The sequence below is a fragment of the Knoellia locipacati genome (assembly GCF_044791685.1).
Taxonomy (GTDB): Bacteria; Actinomycetota; Actinomycetes; order Actinomycetales; family Dermatophilaceae; genus Knoellia; species Knoellia locipacati_A.
Map to the genome: position 1 here is coordinate 1,991,199 of NZ_CP087730.1, position 17,674 is coordinate 2,008,872.

A 17,674-nucleotide genomic window follows, 5' to 3' on the forward strand; every position below is an offset into this window, starting at 1 on the left:
CTAAGCGCTCGCATACCGCTCAGTGACCGCCCTCGCACGCGTTGTGTCCGGACTCACGAGAACCCGATGTATGCCGTGGCCCTGCAGCTCTGGGGCCGGTCCGGTCCGGGCCGGGCCGGACGCCGGCTCGGATGCTCCCGAGGTCAGCGGCGCGAGCCACGGACGCCACGGTTGGGGACGGCATACGGACTCGTCTGTCGGCCCGAACACGCGAGAGATAACGTGGTGTTGGAATGCACATAAGCAGTGCCGACGTTTCTGAGACACTGGCACCACGACCCACCGACCCACCCACCGGCCACCGCGCCGGGCGACACGAAGCAACGGAGACCCCATGCCCATCCTCGAGGACGTCACCCAGGCCGTCGGCAACACCCCGCTCGTGCGGATCAACCGCATCATCGAGGCCCCGGAGGGCACGACGGTCGCCGCGAAGCTCGAGTTCTACAGCCCGGCCAGCTCGGTCAAGGACCGCATCGGTGTCGCCATCGTCGACGCCGCGGAGGCCTCGGGTGAGCTTCCCGCCGGCGGCACGATCGTCGAGGCGACGTCGGGCAACACCGGCATCGCGCTCGCGATGGTCGGCGCGGCCCGCGGCTACAAGGTCGTCCTCGCGATGCCGGAGTCGATGTCGAAGGAGCGCCGCGCGCTGCTGCGTGCCTACGGCGCCGAGCTCGTCCTCACCGACCCGGCCACGGGCATGAAGGGCGCCGTCGCCAAGGCCGAGGAGATCGTCGCCGAGCGCGAGGGCGCCGTCCTCGCCCGCCAGTTCGCCAACGAGGCAAACCCCGAGATCCACCGCAAGACCACCGCCGAGGAGATCTGGCGCGACACCGACGGCAAGGTCGACATCGTCGTCGCCGGCATCGGCACCGGCGGCACCATCACCGGCGTCGGGCAGGTCCTCAAGGAGCGCAACCCCGACGTCAAGATCATCGCCGTCGAGCCCGAGGAGTCCGCGATCCTCAACGGCGGACAGCCCGGCCCGCACAAGATCCAGGGCATCGGCGCCAACTTCGTCCCCGAGATCCTCGACACCGACGTCTACGACGAGGTCATCGACGTCAACGCGGGCACGGCCGTCGAGTGGGCGCGCAAGGCAGCGACCCAGGAGGGCCTGCTCGTCGGCATCTCGTCGGGTGCCGCCCTCGCCGCCGCCAACCAGGTCGCCACCCGTCCCGAGAACGCGGGCAAGACGATCGTCGTCATCATCCCGAGCTTCGGTGAGCGCTACCTGTCCACCGTGCTCTTCGAGGGTCTCGTCGACTGACGCCGTGCTCACCTCCCCACCTCCCGGTATCCCGTTCGCTCGCCTGCGGTCCCGCCTCGCGCGGGCCGCGGCGAGCGTGCGCGAGGACGTCGACGCCGCCGTGGCCCGGGACCCGGCGGCCGCGTCACGCACCGACCTCGTGCTGAACTCGCCCGGCCTGCACGCGATCTGGTCCTACCGGCTCGCCCACAAGCTGTGGTCGCGCGAGCACCTCAAGCCTGCGGCGCGCGTGTTGTCCACGGCCACTCGGGCGGTGACCGGCGTCGAGATCCACCCCGGCGCCACGATCGGCCGGCGCTTCTTCATCGACCACGGGATGGGAGTCGTCATCGGCGAGACCGCCGAGGTCGGTGACGACGTCATGCTCTACCACGGGGTCACGCTCGGTGGTCGCTCGCTGGCGAAGGTCAAGCGCCACCCGACCGTCGGCAGCCGGGTCACGATCGGTGCCGGCGCCCGCATCCTGGGGCCGGTCGAGGTCGGAGACGACGTTCAGATCGGCGCGAACTCGGTGGTCGTCAAGGACATCCCGGCGGGGGCGATCGCGACGGGTATCCCGGCCCGGGTGCGCTTCCCCGACCACGTGGGCGAGGACCCCTACGAGGCCCTCTTCCGCGAACCGGCCCTCTTCATCTGACCCGTCCGCCACAACAATCGACCAAGAGGTCACATCCTGCGCGTGCAGAACGTGACCTATTGGTCGATTGTGGCGCGGGACCAGGTGCTGCCGTAGGCGCAGAACGCCTCGGCTCCCGGCACCGCAACGGCCGTCTGCTGCAGGGCTGCCGCGACATCCGTGCCGGCCACCAAGCGGGCGTGCAGGTCGACCATGGCCGCCGCCGCGACGTCGTCGTGCACCGGGTTGGTGGCGGCGACGACGCACTGCACGCCGAGGCCGAGCAGCGCCGCCGCCAGGCCGAGCGGCTCGTCCCCGGTCCGGCCCCGGCTGCGGCCGACGTCGCACGCCGACAGCACGACGAGCTCGGCCGCCAGCGGCGCCCTCAGCTCGTGGGCGAACACCGGCCCGTCGGCCATGTCGAGCGACGAGAAGAGCGGGCTCTGGTCGACGTGGTGGCCGTGCGCGGCGAGGTGGACGACGCTCGCCGACGCGAGGGCGGAGCGCACGTCCGCGCTCACGGCATACCCGTTCGTCGTGGTCCCCGAGAAGGCCTCGGTATGCCGTCCCCACGCCTCCGCGACCGCTCGCACCTCCTCGCGCCCGCGGGGGAGACCGGGACCCGACAGGCTGGCGACGACCGGTTCGCGGCCGGCGCGCACGGGTCGACGGACCCACGCGGTGGCCGACGGGGCGGCGACCACCGGGTGCTCGCGCAGGGACGGGAGAGCCCGCCACGGGAGAGCGGTCAGCGCCACGGTAGGGACGACCACCACGGTGCCGGTGAGCTGGACTCCCTGCAGGAGCAGGGCGTCCACCTCGCGCAGCGACGACTCGCGGGCGCGGGCGAGGAACGCCGCCATCGAGGGCCGGGCGACGGCTGCCGCTCGCACGTCGGACGTCAGGCGTGACGTGACGGCGGCGATCTCGCGCACCGGTCCGAGCACGCTCTGGCTGGTCGCGCCGCCGCCGACCACGAGGCGCACGAGGGTCCCGCGGACCTCGTGGAAGGTCACCACGGTCGCGTCCCGCGCGGTCGCGGCTTGCACCGTCTGCTCGAAACCCACGGCGCGCACGTCGGCCTCGGCGCGGGAGCCCTGGGCGGCGCGCAGCCGATCGGTGATCTCGCCCTGGAGGACGACCACCTCGCGCTGGGTGCTCGACAGCGGGCTGTCGTCGTCGCGTTGGCGCAGCCGCCGCAGCTGGCCGACCAGCGCGGCGGTCCGCTCGTCGTCGGGTGGCCGGAGCGGCGGGGCGCGGTGCGATGCGGCCCGCCAGCGCTCGACGCTCTCGAAGAGCTGCGGCAGCGAGCCCGAGTCGGTCGCCACCGCGACGTCGGCATCACGGATGCGGGCGGCGTGGAAGGCGAGCCCGGCCCGGATCTCCATGCTGTGCACCCCTCCCTGCTCGAGGGCCAGCTCTTCGGCCGCGTCCTCGAGCATCGCGGTCGCGCGGGCCGGGTCGCCGTCCGCGGCCGCGACCCGGGAGGCGAGGAGGTGCTCGTGGAGCCGGGCGCCGAGGGACTGGTGCTGGTCGGTGCCGAGCTGGTCGAGGTGGGTGCGGGCCGTCTCGTGGTCGTGGCGCGCGAGGGCGACCTCGGCCCGGATCCTCGTCGCGAGGCGTTCGGGCGGGGTGACGGGCGTGGGGGTGGCCCACTTCGCCGCAACCTTTGCGGCTCGGGTGAGATGGCGCCCGACGCCGAGGTCGACCGCCGCACCGAAGAGCTCCACCTCCTCGGTGCGGCGGTCGGCATGGAGCGAGCGGAAGGTGCGCACGGCGTGGCCGGCCCGGACCCGGGCCAGGGCGACGTCCCCGCGCAGCAGGGCCGACCGGGCGAGGTCGAGCTGGACGTCTCCACGCTCGAGCGGCTGTCGGTCGCGGCGCGCGGCCTCGAGCCCGCGCTCGAGCACGGTCTCGGCCTCGTCGATGAGCCCGGCGTCGAGGAGGACCTTGCCGAGGTCGAGCAGCCCACGGGCCGTCGTGATGTCGACCGGCATCTCCGACGCCTCGCGCATGAGCGTGAGGGCGCCGGGGATGTCACCGGCGAGGTAGGCGACGCAGCCGAGGTTGTGGCGGGCCTTGTACTCCTGCGCGGCGAAGCCGTGCGTCACGGCGAGGTCGAGGGCCCGGTCGAGGTCGGCCCGACCGCGGTCGAGGTCCCCGAGCGAGACCGAGGCCAACCCGCGGTTGAGCAGCGCGGAGCAGCGCTCGCGGGGCACGAGCTCATCGAGGTGCGCCTCCACGTGGCTCAGCTCGTCGAGGGACTCGATCCAGTTCGAGCACATGACGTGGATGGCGCCGGCCTGGAGGTGCGCCTGCACCTCGAGGATGGGCGCCTCGTTCCTCCGGGCGATCTCCCGCACCCCTGCCAGCAGCGCCAGGGCGGCCTCCGGACCCTCGATGCCGAGGCGCGAGACCGCCCGCGTGATGAGGATGCGGGCGCGCATCCGTTCGAGGTCGCGGCTCAGGCCGGTGGGGTCGTGCGTGCCCGGAGCGTCCGGCGCACGCGTCTCGTCGTTCGCGTATGCCGGGCCGGCCGCCGACCCGATCCGGTCCAGCGCCCGGAGGGCGCGCGACAGCGCGGCGTCGGCACGTCGGTAGTGTCCCGCCGAGTTCTCGGCCTGGCCCTTCTGGTGAAGGCTGCGGATGCTGTCGAGCGTGGTCGTCGGCCGCCTCTCAGATCTCGATCCCGGGAGTGATCACCGGGCGTGCGCCGGGTTCGTCGGCATGGCGGATGACGAGGTGGACGGTGCCGCGCTCGACGCCCTCGAAGACGAAGCGTCCCTCGTCGTCGGCGGTGGTCGTCGCCGAACGGGAGCGCTCGCGCAGCTCGACCTCGGCGCCCGGAGAGGTCACCCAGCCGCGGACGGTGGTGCTGCCGCGGTCCACCTCCTCGAGGGTCACCATGATGCTCAGCCCCTCGCTCTCGAAGGTCACGGTCGTCGCCCGGTCGTACTCGGTCTTGCGCACGGTCGCGGCCATCGACCCCTCGCTCATGAGGTGGGCGACCTCGGCCTCGAGGCTCGCCACCGTCATCGCGAACTTGACGCGTTCGGCGAGGTCACCGGGCACGGGGTCGACGAGCGTGAGGTGGCGACGGAGGAGCGCGAGGGCTCGCTCGTCGTCGGCGTCCATCGGCTGACCGGCGAGCACGTCCTCGTCGGGGTGGGGTGCGTTCATGCCGTCACCTCCCAGGCCGGGTCGGCGGTCAGGGCCAGCCGGAGCTTGGCCAGGCAGCGGCCCCGGGTGGGTCCGATGCTGCCGACCGGCATCCCGAGGGCAGCGCTCACGGCGGAGTAGTCGGGCCGGTCGACGAAGGCGACGAGGCGGAGCAGCTGCTGGCAGCGAGCCGGCAGCAGCTCGATGTGCCGCCAGATGGCCGAGGCGAGCTCGGACTCCTCGGAGGCGACCGCCGGGTCGGGGCCGGCGACGGGTGCGGTGGGGTCCCCCGGGGTCGGCTCCTCCCACGGCTCGCGCGGCACGGTGCGCCGTCCGCGGCGCACGGCGGTCCAGGCCTCGCGCTTCGTCGTCATGAGCAGCCACTGCAGGACGGCCTGGGGGTCGGTGATGTCGTGGGTGTGCTCGACGAGCTTGAGCCAGGTCGTCTGGACGACGTCCTCGGCCATGGCCCGGTCCGCCCCCTGGGACCTCGCGGTGTGCCAGAGGAGTGGCGTCACGTCGTCGACGAGGGTGTCCATGGCGCTGGAGTCGCCGTCGCGGTGCAGCGTGAAGGCGCGTGCCGCCGCGGCCGCGAGGCCGGGAGCGGTCTGCCCCGACGGCCCGGTGCGCTCGGTGGGCCCGGTTCTCACGGCGTCTCCTCGAGCGCCTTCGCCGTCGACTCGAGCACCGTGTCGACGACCGTCTTGGCCTGCTCGCTCCGCTCCTCGACCCCCGTGACCCCGCGGCCCGCGAGGCCCTGCGCGATGTCACCGGCGAGGGCGGGGGCCGCGAAGGACGTCCCGCTCCACAGGCCGAAGCCGCCGCTGTAGTCGTCGGTGTCGACGGCCCCCCGCGTGGGCACGGCCGGGAGGGCGCCGGGGTTGGCCTGCTGGAGCATCTCCCCTCGGCGGGAGGCGTTGAAGCCGGTCGGCATCGTGCTCACGACCGACGTCGCGGCGAAGTAGGTCCGCACCCAGGGGCCGGTGTTCGAGTAGACCGAGACCGTCCGGCGGTCGGGGTTGAGGGCGCCGACGCTCACCATCGGCGCACCCTCGGTGACGTGGGAGGCATAGGCCGCCGGGAAGAACTCGAGGTCGCTCGCGTTGTTGCCGGCCGCCGCGACGACCGTCACGCCGAGGGACGCCAGACCACGCAGCACCCTGAAGAGGGCCTCCTCGTCGTCGAACGCTCCCGGGGTCTCGTGCCGGTAGCCGAGGGACAGCGTGACGACGTGCAGGGCCCGCTCGGTGTCGCCGTCTCGCACGGCGAGGAGCTGGCGCAGGTAGAGCCCGGTGAGGGCCCGGACCACGTCGTCCTCGTCGGCGACCCCGTCGCCCCACATGACCGGAACCGACAGGATGCGCGCGTCCGGGCAGTGCTGGCGGATGACGCCGGCGATGAACGTCCCGTGACCCGCGAGGCGGTCGAGGTGCCCGTTGACCGGGTCCATCGTCACGCCGTGGTCCTCGGGGTCGTACCCGTTCGGGAAGGTCACGCCGAGCGACCCGGCGGACCCGTCGGGGTGGCGCTCGACGCCCGAGTCGAACCACGGGTGCTTGCCGAGGCCGGTGTCGAGGACGGCGACGACCGGGCCGTCCTTGGTCGAGGGCGTGGGCACCGGTGCCGACCACACGACCGGCATGCGGCCCCCGGACCCTCGTCCGATGCCGTCACCCCAGCCGATGCCATCGCCCCAACCGATCCCGTCACCCCAGCCGATGCCATCGCCCCAACCGATCCCGTCACCCCAGCCGATGCCGTCGCCCCAACCGGCGGCAGTCATGACGTGGGCGAGCCCGACCCCACGGGCACCCCGGGTCCGGACAGACTGGAGGATCTCCCAGGCGTCCGCCGGCGGTGTGTTGCGCTGCGTGCCGACGAGCTGGACGGCGGTGTACCCCACCGCATTGAGCTGCTCGACGAGGTCGTTCTGCCGGGCGAAGCCCAGGAGGGAGTCGCCGGGAACCGGCTCCACGGCATACCCGGCCTCCTTGGCCACCTCGGCGAGCACGTCGTAACGCGCGTCGAAGGCCGAACCCTCGAGACCGCTGACGAGGAGCACGTCCCCGACGTATGCCGTGGGGTGCGGAGCGACTCCCTTGGTCCGCAGCGACGTGGTCGGGTCGAGGAACCGGACACCCAGGCGGCGTACGGCCGTGCCCGGGATGACGGTCGTGGGGATGCGTCGCATGGCCCGATCGGGGCGCTCGTCGTGGTTCATCTGTGCCTTCCGTGAGCTCTGCTGCTGACTCGCGGCGGCTGGTGCCGTCAGTTCAGCGTAGGGATTGGCCGGTCACCACGAAAGGAGTTTGGGGAACCTCCCCAGATACCCGTTCGCCACATATTTCTCTGCGAATCCGCTGGCCTCGGATGTATCTGGCGGGCGCCCGCCGACTCCTCCTGGCTGTCGGGGCCGCGCAGGGGCGGCCCCGGCACTCACTTTCGGAAAGCAGCAAGGAGCAGTCATGGCACCGTCCGCGGACCAGGCCTTCCGGACCGACATCCCGGCCGGTGTCTGACATGGTCGCTCCCCTCCAGCTCGCACCGGCCCCGATCGTTCAGCCGGCATCGGGGTCGGTGTGGGGTACGGCAGTGCCGGGCATCGAGCTCGATGGCGTCGGGGGAGATGCCGTCCTCCGCCCGGTCGCCGTCGGCCTCGGGCGTGCCCTGGCCCGTCGGCACCGCGTCCCGGTCGCGGGCTCGCACCTGCCATCCGCCGCTCGGCCCTGGCCGCTGCTCGAGAGCCTGCCGCCGTCGATGGCAGGCGGCCCGCAGCGCGCCACCACCCGCGTCGTCCTCGGCCGCCTCGCCGACCCGGTGATCCGCCGCGCGGTCCGGGTGGCCCGCGACCAGTCGCGACCGACCCACGTCGTGCATGGCGACATCGCCCCCGGCAACATCGTCGTGGAGACCTCCCCGGCGGGCACGGTGCGGATCGGGCTCATCGACGTCGGGTCCGGCGGTCTCGGCGCCACGGAGTACGACCTCGTCGCTGCGGCAGCGACGCTCAATCAGTTGTCGCGTCCCGGGCTCGACCTCGAGGCGCTCTGCCTGGAGGCCTACTGGGCCGCGTGCGGGCCCGGCTCGCTCAACCCCGCCTGGCGCTGCATCAGCGCACTCATGTCCGCCTGGCAGGTCGCCCTCCACCACGGCGACGACAGGGCCACGGACGTGGCCCGACTTCTCTCGCGGGCCACGGCAGCCGCCGAGGAGGTCAGGTCATGAGCGGGTGGCGACCCGAGTACCTGGCCGCCCCGGGTTCGTCACCCAGGAGGGGTGGTGACGCGCTCGGGGCCGTCGACAGGACCGAGGTACTCGATGCCGCCTCACCTCGCTGCGGCACCCCGGAGATGGAGGCAGTGCGATGAGTGCTGCCACGAACGAGATGGAGCTGGTCGGGATGCGGAGTACGGACCCGATCGACCACCACGCACCCGTGCTCGATGCCGCCCACCGCTGCGTCGACCTGCTCGTGCGGACGGCGGTCATCGACGACACCGGAGCGCCCACCTGGCCGTCGTGGGAGATGGGGCCCGAGGGTGCCCTCGGCGTCGTCGCGGGACGGCGCTCCCTCTGTGACGGCGATGCCGGGGTGGTGTGGGCGCTGACCCACCTCGGCACCGCCCTGAACCGCGCGGACGCCAAGGAGCTCGCGGCGTCCGGTGCCGAGATGCTCCTGCGGGCGCGCCCGACCGACCCGGACGCGCCCGCAGGCCTTCTCGTCGGCGAGGCCGGAGTCGACCTGCTCCGAGCCGGTGGCCGCGGCGCCGTTGCCGGGTGGTCCGACGGCAGCGACCTCACTGACGGGCTCGCCGGGATCCTCCTGTCGTTGGCGCTCAGCCGCCGCCACGAGAGCCACGCGGCGGCCGTCGTCGCCGAGCTGCGCCACCGGTCGCGCGTCGAGCCGTGGGGGCGCAGCTGGCCCGACGCGCGACTCGCGGGTGAGGCGGCGCATCCGCTGTGCGGTCTGGCGCACGGGGCTTCGGGGATCGCGTGGGCGCTCACCGAGGCGGCCGCCGTGTGGCCGTCCCTGTCCGGACCGGCACTCGAGCTCGCGGCCGAGGCGCTGGACTGGGAGGCGACGTGGTCCGAACCCGTGCGCGGCGGGTGGCCCGACCTGCGCGAGGGGGAGGTGACCTGGCCGGACCTCTGGTGCCACGGCAGCGCCGGCGCCGGGGCGGTGCGGCTGCGCATCCTCGAGCTGGTCGCGGCGGGCCTCGAGGTGCCGTGGTCGGGCGACACGACGCGCGCCGAGGCGGAGTTGGCGGTGCAGCGGTGCGGTCGCGCGATGAGCGAGGCGGCCGAGCAGGCGGCGTCCAGCGGACCCGAGTCGGTCGCCGGTGGGTGGACGCTGTGCCACGGAGTCGGCGGTGCGGCAGGTGTCGTGGCACTGGCCGCGGACGTCTTCGACGTGCCGGAGCACCGCGAGCAGGCGCTCGCGGCGGCGACGGACTTCGTCGCCGCAGCACCGACGGACCCGGGGGCCTGGCCGTGCGGGCTGCGTGGTGCCGACAGGGACGTCTCCCTGCTCACCGGCGTCGCGGGGACCGCGGTGGTCCTCGCCGACCTCGCGCTGCCCCGATCGGTCCCATCGGTGGTCCTCCTGGGCGCCGGCGGTGTGCGGGCGGCCTCCGGCTAGGGCCGGTCGGCTCCGGGTGGGGCCCCGGACGGGGAGAAGGGCTCAGCGACGGGTGGCGGTGCCCCAGGGGTCCTCGTCGCGTGCGGTGGACGACGCCACCCACGGGTCCTCACCCGTCGTGCGGTCGCGCCCGGTGCTCACCTGCGAGGGAACGGTGCGCGAGGCACGCAGCTTCTCGCTGGTCGCCTTGGCGGCGTCCGCGACGAAGTCGGCGACGACGGGAGCGGCCTTGGTCCTGGCGCTCTCCTTGGCCGCGGCGACCTGCTTCTGGACGGGCTTGCTCTGCCAGACCTTGCCGGAGACGGTCTTGATCTGGGCGTAGCGCTGCTTCCCGGCGCGTGCGCCGAGGACGTAGCCGGCCGCGAGGCCGACGAAGAAGCTCATTCTGGGCATCGGTGGCAGTGTCCCTTCGGTTGGCCTTCGACCCTACCTGCCCGACGCTGCGGTGCGGGTTCCGCGTCAGGGGCGCTCGCGGCATACCCTGTCTGTCGGTCACCGGTTCTCCGGTGGGCCGGGCGGGTTCGCATAGTGGCCTAGTGCAGTCGCCTTGAAAGCGACCAGAGGGAGACCTCTCGTGGGTTCAAATCCCACACCCGCCGCCCCGTGTGCGACGCCGTCGGCTGACCTCCGACGCGTCTCACGATGCGACACCCCCGGTTGACGTACTCGCCGGTCACGTGTGTCGTGTCTTATGACAACGTTGTCATATCCGGGGAGACCAACCACATGTCACATCTCGTCAGACCACATGCGCGCCGCCACGGGCTCGTCCTCTTCGTCGTCGCGGTCCTCACGGCGCTCGGCGTCGCACCGGCCTCGGCCGACACTCCGCAGCACCGTCCCGCCTACCACTTCAGCCCGGCCAAGAACTGGATGAACGACCCCAACGGGCTCGTCTTCCACAAGGGCGTCTACCACCTCTTCTTCCAGTACAACCCGCTCGGCGACCGCTGGGGCAACATGTCCTGGGGCCACGCGACGAGCACCGATCTCGTCCACTGGGAGGAGCAGCCGGTCGCCATCCCGTTCGACGCGAACGAGGGGGTGTTCTCCGGCTCGGTGGTCGTCGACACGACGAACAGCTCCGGCCTCGGCACGGCGCAGAACCCGCCGCTCGTCGCGATGTACACCAGCGCCTACACGCAGGCGAGCGGTCGCGACGGCATCCAGGCTCAGTCGCTCGCGTACTCGACCGACGACGGCCAGACCTGGACGAAGTACTCCGGCAACCCGGTCATCGACATCGGCTCGCGCGAGTTCCGGGACCCCAAGGTGTTCTGGTACGAGCCGGCGAAGGAGTGGCGGATGGTCGCCGTCATCGCCAACGAGCACAAGGTCCTCATCTGGCGCTCGGCCGACCTCAAGCAGTGGACGCGGCTCTCGGAGTTCGGCCCGCGCAACGCCGTCGGTGGCGTCTGGGAGTGCCCCGACCTCTTCCCGCTGGCCGTCGACGGCGACCCGGCCAACGTCAAGTGGGTCATGCTCGTCAGCCTCAACCCCGGCGGGATCGCCGGCGGATCGGGCACGCAGTACTTCGTCGGCGACTTCGACGGCACGACCTTCACCGCCGACGGCCCCGCCACCTACGAGCCGCCGACCGGCACGCTGCTCCAGGGCTTCGAGGACGGGTATGCCGGCTGGACCCCGACCGGGACCGCCTTCGGCTCCCAGCCCGCGGCCGGCACGCTGCCCGGGCAGCAGACCGTCACGGGCTACGTCGGCGAGCGACTCGCCAACAGCTTCATCGACTTCGACGCCGCCCAGGGCGAGCTGACGTCGCCGGCGTTCACGATCGACCAGCGCTACCTCAACTTCCTCGTCGGCGGCGGCCGTCACCCGGCTGTGCCCGGTGCGACGCAGGGCGACCCGGGTGGCGAGGTGTTCACCGACTTCGAGACCCTCGACCCGGCGACCCACCTGCCCGCGGGCTGGAGCGCCACCGGCGAGTTCGTCGGCTACGGCGCGACGAGCTCAGGCCTGCCCTACCACCAGGGCGACAAGGTCCTCGACACCTGCGTCGTGCCCGACCGCTGCGACCCGGCGACCGGCACGTTCGTGTCGCCGGAGTTCACGGTCACCCGCGACTGGGTCAACCTGCTCATCGCCGGTGGCACCCACCCGCTCGGGACCAGTGGGCCGACCGTGGTCGAGCTCGTGTCGGGTGGCCAGGTCGTCGGCTCCGTCACGGGCAACAGCTCCGGCGACATGGACTGGCGCCACATCGACGCGCGCTCGGTCGTCGGCTCGCAGGCTCGCATCGTCATCCGCGACGAGAACAGCAGCGGCGACTGGGGACACCTCATGGTCGACGACATCCGGTTCTCCGACACCGCAGCCGGCCCGCGTGACACCCAGACGACGGTGAACCTCGTCGTCGACGGTGAGGTCGTGCGCTCGAGCACCGGCTCCGACAGCGAGGCCCTCGACTGGGCCTCCTGGGACCTCGCCGACCTGCAGGGCCGCTCGGCGCAGATCCGCGTCATCGACCACAGCTCGGGTGGCTGGGGGCACATCCTCGCCGACCAGTTCATGCTCGCAGCGGCTCCCGCGAAGAACGGGACCGACCGGGCGGACTGGGTCGACTACGGGCGCGACAACTACGCCGGGGTGACCTTCAACGGGCTGCCGGACTCGCAGCGCACCACCATCGGCTGGATGAACAACTGGCAGTACGCCCAGGACGTGCCGACGAGCCCGTGGCGCGGCCAGATGACGATGCCGCGGACGCTGTCGCTCGTGTCGTCCGCGGCGGGCCCGCAGCTGCGCCAGACACCTGTCGCCGGTGTCGAGGCGTCGCTGGTCAACCGGGACAAGCAGCAGGTCAAGGTGCGGCCGGTCGCCGCTGGCGAGAAGGCCACGGGGCTCGACGCGACGGTGGCGCGGGTCGAGGTCCGCGTGGCGCTCGGCTCGGCGACCGAGGCGGGCGTGGTGCTGCGCCGCAGCGCCGACGGCTCGGTCGGCACCCGGGTCGGCGTGCGCCGTGACGGCACCCTCGTCGTCGACCGGACGGCGAGCGGTGACGTCGGGTTCCACCCGCTCTTCCCCAGCGTGGAGGAGGCACCGGTGACGGTGCGCGACGGTGAGGTGACCTTCACGGCATACCTCGACCGGAGCTCGGTGGAGGTGCTGGCCGAGGGCGGTCAGCGTTCGGTGACCGACCTCATCTACCCGCCGGCGTCGGCCACGGGCATCGCCACCTATGCGGTGGGTGGGACGGCCAAGGCGGTCGACGTCAAGGTGACGCCGCTGCGCCCCTGACCACTGCGGACTGATTGCCCCGGGACCACCGGCGGAGCCCCGAAAAGGGCCTCGCCCGGTGGTCCCGGGGCAATGAGTCGTGCGGGTCGTGCGGGTGGTGGGGGGTCGCCGGGTCGCGACGCTCAGGCCGGGGGCGGGATCTCGCCCGAGCCGCGCACGACGAGGGTGGGCTCGATGACGACGCGCTGCGGCGGCGAGGCGTCGCCGTCGATCCGCGCGAAGAGGATCTCGGCGGTGATGCGGCCGATCCGCCCGACGTCCTGCCTGATGACGGTGAGGGCCGGCGTGAGCAGGTCGGCGAGGGGGAAGTCGTCGAAGCCGACGACGGCCACCGACTCGCTCAGCCCGCGGCGGCGCAGGGCCCGGACCGTGCCCTGGGCGAGGTCGTTGCGGCCCGCGAAGACGGCCGTCGGCGGGCGGTCGAGGTCGAGGAGCTGGATGACCGCCTCCTCGGCCGCGGCCGCACCGCGCAGGCCCGAGATCGCCAGACGCTCGTCGGGTCTCTGGCCGCGCTCGGCGAAGGCCTGGACGAAGCCCGCGTACCGCCGCTGCGCGGTGGAGATCTGGGGCAGGTCGGTGAGGCAGGCGATGCGCCGATGTCCCTGTGCGAGAAGGTGTTCGGCGCCCATCTGGGCGCCCTCGAAGTTCTCGACGCTCACCGAGTCGGCGGCCACGCCCTGCGGCTCGCGGTCGACGAAGACCACCGGGAGACCGACGCGGACCTCCGACGACAGGTAGTCCTGCCGCAAGGTCGAGGGCATGATGACGAGCCCGTCGACCCGCCGGGAGACGAGGTCGTTGACGAGGCTGACCTCGCGGTCGGGCTCCTCGTCGAGGCTCGCGGAGAGGATGGCGGTGCCGCGGCTGCGGGCGGCGTCCTCGAGGGAGCGCAGCAGCGCGGCGGAGAAGCTGTTGCTCACGTCCTGGAGCAGGGCGCCGATGAGACCGCTCCGGCTCGACCCGCGGCGCAGGTTGCTCGCCCCGAGGTGGTGCCGGTAGTCGAGCCGGGTCACCGCGTCCTGCACGCGCTCGCGCACCGGGTCGGCCACGCCGGCCTCGGCGTTGACGACCCTCGAGACGGTCTTGATGCTCACTCCGGCGAGGGCGGCGACGTCGCGCATCGTGGCCCGCCCAGCGCGCTCAGTCATGGCCGAGAGGGGGCTGCGGGCCTGACAACGATGTCACCTTCATGTCACGAGTTGTACGGCATCCCTTGACCTGAGCGCAAGGTGCCCCTATAAATGACCTTGACAACGTTGTCATCGGACACTCAAAGGAGAGACCACCCATGCGCACCACCTCACGCGCCAAGCGCACCATCGTCCTCGCCGTGGCGGCCACGACCGCGTTCGGACTGTCGGCCTGCAACCGCGCCAGCGAGTCGGACACCGGCTCCGGGGGCGAGGCCGCCGTCGGCGTCGTCCTCATCACCAAGGACTCGACGAACCCGTTCTTCGTCGCCATGCAGAACGGCGCCAAGGCCGACGCGGCCAAGAACAACGTCAAGCTCACCATCGCCTCAGGCAAGCAGGAGGGTGACGACCAGGGCCAGATCACGGCCATCGAGGACGCCATCGCCCGCGGTGACAAGGGCATCCTCATCACCCCGATGAGCACCGGCGTCAACGCCGCCATCAAGAAGGCCCGCGACGCCGGCCTCTACGTCATCGCCCTCGACACCCCGCCCGACCCGGCCGACACCGTCGACATCACCTTCGCCACCGACAACCGCCAGGCCGGCAAGCTCATCGGCCAGTGGGCTGCGGCTCAGGTCGCCGGCAAGCCGGCAACGATCGCGCTGATCGACCTCTTCAGCGACAAGATCGTCTCGGTCGACTACAACCGCGACCAGGGCTTCCTCGAGGGGATGGGCATCGACGTCGCCGACGGCAAGAAGAACGGCGACGAGGCCAAGACCGGCAAGTACACCGCGGCCGGCGGTGGCGACTACACGATCGTCTGCAACGAGGCCGGCAACGGCGAGGAGGCTGGTGGCCGGTCGGCCATGGAGAAGTGCCTCGCGAAGAACCCGAACATCAACGTCGTCTACACGATCAACGAGCCGACGGCTGTCGGCGCCAACGCTGCCCTCAAGGCGGCGGGCAAGACGGCGACGATCGTCTCGGTCGACGGTGGTTGTGCAGGTGTCGCCTCGGTCAAGAGCGGCGTCATCGGAGCCACCGCGCAGCAGTACCCCCTGAAGATGGCCACGCTGGGTATGGAGGCCATCGCCAAGATCGCCCGTGGTGGCGAGAAGCCGAAGACCACGGAGGGCCTCGACTTCTTCGACACCGGCGTCGCGCTGGTCTCCGACAAGGAGGCCGAAGGCGTCGAGAGCATCACCTCCGACGAGGGCTCCAAGATCTGCTGGGGCAACTGACCATGAGTGCCGACGTCACGTCTGCTGCCGCCGAGTTCGCTCGGCGGCAGCAGTCCCCGGTGCAGAGGCTGCAGCACCAGCTGCACGGCAAGCCCTGGCTGAGCCCGCTGTTCCTCCTGCTCGTCGCGTTCCTCGTGTTCTTCATCGCGACGCCGACGTTCCTCACGGCGAACTCGATGGGCATCCTGCTCCAGCAGACCGCGGTCGTCGCGGCCCTCGCCGTGGGTCAGACGCTCGTCATCCTCACCGCCGGCATCGACCTCTCGGTCGGCGCGATCATGGTGCTGTCGATGATGGTCATGGCCACCCTGGCCAGGGACGACGGCATGCCGGGCATCCTCGCCATCCTCATCGGCGTCGCCCTGGCCACGGGGGCAGGGTTCCTCAACGGCCTGCTCGTCACCAGGATCAACCTGCCGCCGTTCATCGTGACCCTGGGGACGCTGAGCATCTTCACGGCGATCGCGCTGCTCTACTCGGGCGGCTCGAGCATCCAGGCCGACCGCATGCCGGACCTCCTCAACTTCCTCGGTGAGGGATTCGGGATCGGGCAGTTCCGGCTCACGTGGGGCATCGTCGTCGTCATCCTCCTGTACGTGGTGATGGGCTTCGTCCTGTCGCAGACCGCATGGGGTCGTTACGTGTACGCCGTCGGCGACGACGCAGAGTCGGCTCGCCTGTCGGGCGTCCCGAGCAAGCGGATGCTGCTCGCGGTCTACACCGTGGCCGGTCTCATCTACGGCGTCGCTGCGTGGATCCTCATCGGCCGTGCCGGCGCAGCGACGCCGAACGCCGCTCCGGACGCCAACCTGGCGAGCATCACCGCTGTCGTCATCGGTGGCACGAGCCTCTTCGGCGGACGCGGCCGGCTCGTGGGCACGCTCATCGGCGCTCTCATCGTCCAGACGTTCGCGTTCGGTCTGTCCCAGATGGGTGTCGACCAGCAGTGGCGAGTCCTCGCCACCGGCATCCTCGTCATCGTCGCGGTCGCGATCGACCAGTGGATTCGAAAGGTGAAGGCATGAGCACCACGACATCCGACCTCGAGGTCGCCCACGGCGGCGTCCCCGCGGGCAAGGAGCACGTCTACGACAAGCCTCCGGTCCTCTCGGCCCGCAACCTCGTCATCACCTTCGGCCGCGTGGTCGGGCTGGACGGCGTCAACCTCGACCTCTACCCGGGAGAGGTGCTCGCGGTCATCGGCGACAACGGCGCCGGCAAGTCGACGCTCATCAAGTGCCTCACCGGCGCCTACGTGCCCGACTCCGGCGAGGTGACCATGAACGGTCAGCCAGTGTCCTTCAAGAAGCCCCAGGACGCCCGCGACGCAGGCATCGAGACGGTCTACCAGCAGCTGGCCGTCATTCCCGCCCTCGACATCGCGAGCAACCTCTACCTCGCCCGCGAGGAGCGGCGCAAGGGCCCGCTGGGGTCGGTGCTGCGGATGCTCGACAAGAAGGGCATGGAGAAGCGGGCCGGCGAGTCGGTGCAGAACCTCGGCATCCAGACGATCCAGAACATGGGTCAGGCCGTCGAGACGCTCTCCGGTGGTCAGCGCCAGGCCGTGGCCGTCGCCCGCGCCGCCGCGTTCGGCAGCAAGGTCGTCGTCCTCGACGAGCCCACTGCCGCGCTCGGCGTCAAGGAGTCGGGCATGGTGCTCAACATGGTCAAGCAGCTGCGCGACAAGGGGCTGTCGGTCATCCTCATCTCCCACAACATGCCGCACGTGTGGGAGGTCGCCGACCGCATCCACATCCAGCGGCTCGGAGGCCGGGCCGGTGTCATCACGCCCGACACCCACGACATGGGCGAGGGCGTGGCGATCATGACCGGCGCGACCAAGCTCAGTCAGGACGCGCCGTGACCATCGTCGTCGGCTACATCCCCAGCCCCCAGGGGCTGGCTGCCGTCGACGCAGCGATCGTCGAGGCGCAGCGGCGCGACGAGCGGCTGGTCGTCGTCAACTCCGGTGTCCTCGGCGACTACACGGTGGCGAGCTTCGCCGACCCGAAGGACCTCGACGCCCTCGACGCCCAGCTCACCGAGAAGGGCATCGACCACGAGGTCCGTCAGTCGACACGGGGCCTCGCCCCGGCCGAGGAGATCCTCTCGGTGGCCGCGGAGGTGAACGCCGACCTCATCGTCATCGGGGTCCGCAAGCGCTCGCCCCTGGGCAAGGTCGTCACCGGCAGCACGGCCCAGCAGGTGCTGCTCGACGCGACCTGCGCGGTCCTCGCGGTCAAGGCCTGAGACGCACGACGAGAGGTATGCCGGGAGCCCGCTTCCCGGCATACCTCTCGTGCGTTTCTCACTGCGTGAACATTTGGGGACGCGACTTCGCCGAGCAGGCAC

At 71.7% G+C, this 17,674-nt stretch carries 15 protein-coding genes and 1 tRNA gene; 10 read left to right on the forward strand and 6 right to left on the reverse strand.

The genetic code is table 11. The annotated features are described in order from the left end of the window. Positions 1-334 precede the first annotated feature (334 nt). Positions 335-1,270, forward strand: a complete 936-nt coding sequence (cysK, locus tag LL946_RS09215; protein WP_404386733.1) for a cysteine synthase A — start codon at positions 335-337, stop codon at positions 1,268-1,270. 4 nt (positions 1,271-1,274) lie between these two features. After that, positions 1,275-1,907, forward strand: coding sequence for a serine O-acetyltransferase EpsC (epsC, locus tag LL946_RS09220; protein ID WP_404386734.1), 633 nt, complete (start codon positions 1,275-1,277; stop codon positions 1,905-1,907). 56 nt (positions 1,908-1,963) lie between these two features. Here epsC and LL946_RS09225 read toward each other — a convergent pair whose 3' ends face one another. From LL946_RS09225 to LL946_RS09240, 4 genes are all read right to left on the reverse strand, one after another. Then, positions 1,964-4,333 (reverse strand): CHAT domain-containing protein, encoded by a 2,370-nt coding sequence (locus LL946_RS09225; protein ID WP_404386735.1) that lies wholly within the window; start codon positions 4,331-4,333, stop codon positions 1,964-1,966. Between the two features lie 229 nt (positions 4,334-4,562). Further along, on the reverse strand, positions 4,563-5,066 hold the full coding sequence (locus LL946_RS09230; RefSeq protein ID WP_404386736.1) for a carboxypeptidase-like regulatory domain-containing protein: 504 nt from the start codon (positions 5,064-5,066) through the stop codon (positions 4,563-4,565). Beyond that, complete coding sequence (locus LL946_RS09235) at positions 5,063-5,695, reverse strand: RNA polymerase sigma factor (RefSeq protein WP_404386737.1); 633 nt, start codon at positions 5,693-5,695, stop codon at positions 5,063-5,065. The genes LL946_RS09230 and LL946_RS09235 overlap by 4 nt, the downstream gene beginning before the upstream one ends. Beyond that, entirely contained in the window at positions 5,692-7,236 is a 1,545-nt protein-coding gene (locus tag LL946_RS09240; RefSeq protein WP_404386738.1) for a S8/S53 family peptidase, read from the reverse strand. The genes LL946_RS09235 and LL946_RS09240 overlap by 4 nt, the downstream gene beginning before the upstream one ends. Before the next feature lie 329 nt (positions 7,237-7,565). Here LL946_RS09240 and LL946_RS09245 point away from each other — a divergent pair, with 329 nt between their 5' ends. Both LL946_RS09245 and LL946_RS09250 read left to right on the forward strand, forming a co-directional pair. Further along, positions 7,566-8,270, forward strand: a complete 705-nt coding sequence (locus LL946_RS09245; protein ID WP_404386739.1) for a phosphotransferase family protein — start codon at positions 7,566-7,568, stop codon at positions 8,268-8,270. 139 nt (positions 8,271-8,409) lie between these two features. After that, positions 8,410-9,684 carry a lanthionine synthetase LanC family protein gene (locus LL946_RS09250; protein WP_404386740.1) on the forward strand — a complete coding sequence of 425 codons (1,275 nt, stop codon included), beginning with the start codon at positions 8,410-8,412 and terminating at the stop codon, positions 9,682-9,684. 42 nt (positions 9,685-9,726) lie between these two features. Here the strand turns inward: LL946_RS09250 and LL946_RS09255 are convergent, their stop codons facing one another. Then, positions 9,727-10,077 carry a protoporphyrinogen oxidase gene (locus tag LL946_RS09255; protein WP_404386741.1) on the reverse strand — a complete coding sequence of 117 codons (351 nt, stop codon included), beginning with the start codon at positions 10,075-10,077 and terminating at the stop codon, positions 9,727-9,729. A 121-nt stretch (positions 10,078-10,198) separates the two neighbouring features. On the opposite strand from LL946_RS09255, the gene LL946_RS09260 reads away from it, so the two are divergent. Together LL946_RS09260 and LL946_RS09265 are read left to right on the forward strand one after the other, a co-directional pair. Then, a tRNA-Ser gene (locus LL946_RS09260) sits at positions 10,199-10,283 on the forward strand. 127 nt (positions 10,284-10,410) lie between these two features. Then, positions 10,411-12,942: a GH32 C-terminal domain-containing protein gene (locus LL946_RS09265; protein ID WP_404386742.1), complete on the forward strand. Its 2,532-nt coding sequence runs from the start codon at positions 10,411-10,413 to the stop codon at positions 12,940-12,942. A gap of 122 nt (positions 12,943-13,064) precedes the next feature. On the opposite strand, the gene LL946_RS09270 is transcribed toward LL946_RS09265, so the two are convergent. Next, positions 13,065-14,090 (reverse strand): LacI family DNA-binding transcriptional regulator, encoded by a 1,026-nt coding sequence (locus LL946_RS09270; RefSeq protein WP_404386743.1) that lies wholly within the window; start codon positions 14,088-14,090, stop codon positions 13,065-13,067. 140 nt (positions 14,091-14,230) lie between these two features. Between LL946_RS09270 and LL946_RS09275 the strand changes: the two genes are divergently transcribed. Genes LL946_RS09275 through LL946_RS09290 form a run of 4 tightly spaced genes read left to right on the forward strand, consistent with a single transcriptional unit; the run spans position 14,231 to position 17,572 of the window. Next, positions 14,231-15,322, forward strand: a complete 1,092-nt coding sequence (locus tag LL946_RS09275; RefSeq protein ID WP_404386744.1) for a substrate-binding domain-containing protein — start codon at positions 14,231-14,233, stop codon at positions 15,320-15,322. 2 nt (positions 15,323-15,324) lie between these two features. Next, positions 15,325-16,347 carry an ABC transporter permease gene (locus LL946_RS09280; protein ID WP_404386745.1) on the forward strand — a complete coding sequence of 341 codons (1,023 nt, stop codon included), beginning with the start codon at positions 15,325-15,327 and terminating at the stop codon, positions 16,345-16,347. Continuing rightward, entirely contained in the window at positions 16,344-17,186 is an 843-nt protein-coding gene (locus tag LL946_RS09285; RefSeq protein ID WP_404386746.1) for an ATP-binding cassette domain-containing protein, read from the forward strand. Before LL946_RS09280 ends, LL946_RS09285 begins: the two co-directional genes overlap by 4 nt. After that, entirely contained in the window at positions 17,183-17,572 is a 390-nt protein-coding gene (locus tag LL946_RS09290) for a universal stress protein (RefSeq protein ID WP_404386747.1), read from the forward strand. Before LL946_RS09285 ends, LL946_RS09290 begins: the two co-directional genes overlap by 4 nt. The last annotated feature ends 102 nt before the right edge of the window (positions 17,573-17,674 follow it).